Annotated in this window: 1 protein-coding gene; it reads left to right on the top strand. The window is 67.4% G+C overall.

Features of this window, described 5'->3' with window-relative positions; genetic code table 11:
• Positions 1–75 precede the first annotated feature (75 nt).
• Positions 76–2986, top strand: a 2911-nt coding sequence (locus ACXJLU_RS32985) for an RHS repeat domain-containing protein (RefSeq protein WP_457337947.1), incomplete at its 3' end; no start/stop codon positions are given.

Below are 2986 nucleotides of genomic sequence, written 5' to 3' on the forward strand. Positions count from 1 at the left end.
CGCGCTGAAGCGCGCTGAAGGCCGCCCGGCCGTTGCGTAGGGGCGGTTCCCACGGAAGGGTCAGGGAGGACGTGAATGAGTTCAAAGATGTGGCGCCTGCTGGCGCTGCTGGCCTGTGCGTGCCTGATGCCTGCGTTGGCGATGGCGCAATGCGGCACGACGCCGTGCAACCCGGCGTCGAAGCATCCGCTGGATTGGTTCAATCGGTCGGACGGCATGGGTGGAGTCAACACGCTGACCAATGTGACGGACGTGGCGGGCGCACTGGTGGGGGCCTGCGGACTGTATGCACGAGCGCACTCGAATGCGGCCACCACGGCGCGCTTCGATGTGTGCATACCCAAGCTGCCGATACCGGCGGACAACGCCGGCGGAACCTGGTCCASCTTCAGCATCATCGGCAGCCTCACGGTGGTGCAGAACTCGAACGGCCTGGTCGTGGACAGCGGCAGCGGCGAGTGGGGCCTGGGCGCCGGCGGCTGTACCGACAACCTGAACCAGAACTTGCCCGCCATCGGCACGGATGGCCAGTGCTACTGCCCACCCGGCTTCAGCTGGTCCAAGGATCAGCATGCCTGCCAGAGGCCGATCGATCGCTACGTCGGAGGTGGATCACCAAACGCGTGCACCGCAGGCAAGCCGATCTACCCGCTGACGGGCGCCAAGATTCTGAATGAGCCGTTGCTGAGCGGGCCGCTGAGCCTGACGGCGCACTACGACACGCGCCGGCAACTCCCGGTTGACGACCCGAACTTGATGTTCGACGTGAGCGAGGCCGCCTCGTTCGGCCCGCTGTGGAGCAGCAGCCTGCACAAGCGGGTGCAGCGCCAGACGGATGCCAACGGGTTGACGCAGGCGGTGCAGGCGTCGCGTGGGAACGGCGACTGGATCAGTTTCATGAGGGACAGCACTGGCGCCTACACGGCGGCTGGTGCGGAGGTGCGGGACCGGCTCTTCCCGTCGGGTGCGGGCTGGCTGTACATCGATGCGACCGCGAACGCGCAAGAGATCTACGACAGCCACGGCAACCTGCAGACGGTCACGCGGGCCGATGGCTCTCGGCTGGCGTACGAGTACAGCAGCGCGGACACGCCGGCGGCGATCGCACCGAGGGCGGAGCTGATCCTCAAGGTGTCGGACGCGCAAGGCCATGCGATCCAGTTCCAGTACGACGCTTCTTCACGTATCAAGCAGGTGGTGGACGTGTCGGGGCAGAGCTGGACGTTCAGCTATGACAGCCACGAGCAGCTGGCGCAGATCGACGGACCGATCGGCACGCGCCAGTACCTGCACGAGCGCGGCGACCTGCCGTGGGCGATCACGGGGATCATCGACGAGAACGGCCACCGGCTGGCCACCTATGCTTACGATGACCGCGGGCGGGCCAACGACACGCAGTGGGCTGGTGGCGCGTATCACCACCACATTGCCTACACGACGCCGCCGAAGTGGATGGTGACGGAAACCTACGACAGCACGCTGGGCACGGTGCGGCGAGACCACCAGTGGATTGCGCCGGAAGGCACGGTGATCACGCWGCCSAACGGCAGCACGGTGGAGGTGGGCGCGGGGCTGGTCAACGGACGGYCAGGCGAGCTGACGCGCAGCCAGCCGGCTGGGGCAGGCTGCATGGCCAGCACCAGCAGCGTGAGTCATGACGCGAACGGGAACATCGCGCGGCGGGAAGATTTCAACGGCACGCGCAGTTGCTACCTGAACGACCTGACGCGCAACCTGCAGGTGGCCTCGGTCTCGGGAGTGAGCCAAAGCCAGGCCTGCGCGGCGGTGACGTCAGCGAACGCGACACTGCCGGGCGGGGCGCTGAAGACCAGCACGCAGTGGCACCCGGATTGGAGCCTGCCGATCAAGGTGGCCGAACCCAACCAGATCACGATCAACGTCTACAACGGCCAGCCGGACCCACTCAACGGCAACGCGATCGCGAGCTGCGCGCCGGCGGAGGCAACCCTGCTGGATGGCCGGCCGACAGCGGCACTGTGCAAGCAGGTGACGCGGGCGACGACCGATGCAGACGGGCACCTCGGGTTCGGTGCCGCGCTGCAGCCGGGCACCATCGACACGGTGCGCACGTGGACCTACGACGCGGACGGGCGGGTACTGACGGCCAGCATCGGCTCGGGCATGAGCCAGTACCTGCGCGCAGCGGCCACCACGGCCGACTACACGAAGGGCGACCTGCTGCGCATCACGGCGCCGAACGGTGAAGTCACCACCTTCGATCGGTACAACAAGTACGGCCAGGTGCTGCAGAGCACGGATCCACGCGGCGTCGTGACCGTCTACACCTACGACCTGCGCCAACGCATGCTCAGCCGCACGGTGGGCACCAAGACGACGGCCTATGAGTACGACGCCGCCGGCCAGCTGACGAAGGTGACGCTGTCCGACGGCGCCTGGGTCGGCTACGAGTACGACGACGCACACCGCGTGGTCGCGGTGACGGACATCAAGGGCAACCGCATCGACTACGTGCTGGACAACGTGGGCAACCGAGTCGACCAACGGGTGAAGGACCCGGCCGGCGAGCTGACGCAGAGCCTGAACGCGCTGATGGATGCGCTGGGCCGCCAGCAGCAAGCCGGCGTGACGGATGCGGCGCCGGCGTCAAACGCCTTCCCGCCGCTGCCGGTGTCACCGCTGCCGCTGGAGCGCTACGAGTACGACGCGCAGGGCAACCGCACGAAGATCACGCGCGGCGCGGGTACGCTGAACCTGCAGACGCGCCTGACCTACGACGCGCTGGAGCGGGTGAAGGAGGCTACCGACGCGAAGAACGGCAAGACGAGCTTCGAGTACGACGGCGGGCACCGCACGACGCAGGTGACCGACCCGAGGAACCTGGTGACGCAGTACCCGCGCAACGGCCTGGGCGATGCGACGCAGRTGATCAGCCCGGACACGGGGATCGAGAACCTGAGCTACGACGCCGCGCGGAACCTGAAGACCCGCACCGACAGCCGAGGCG

This window comes from Rhizobacter sp. P5_C2, from assembly GCF_054049715.1.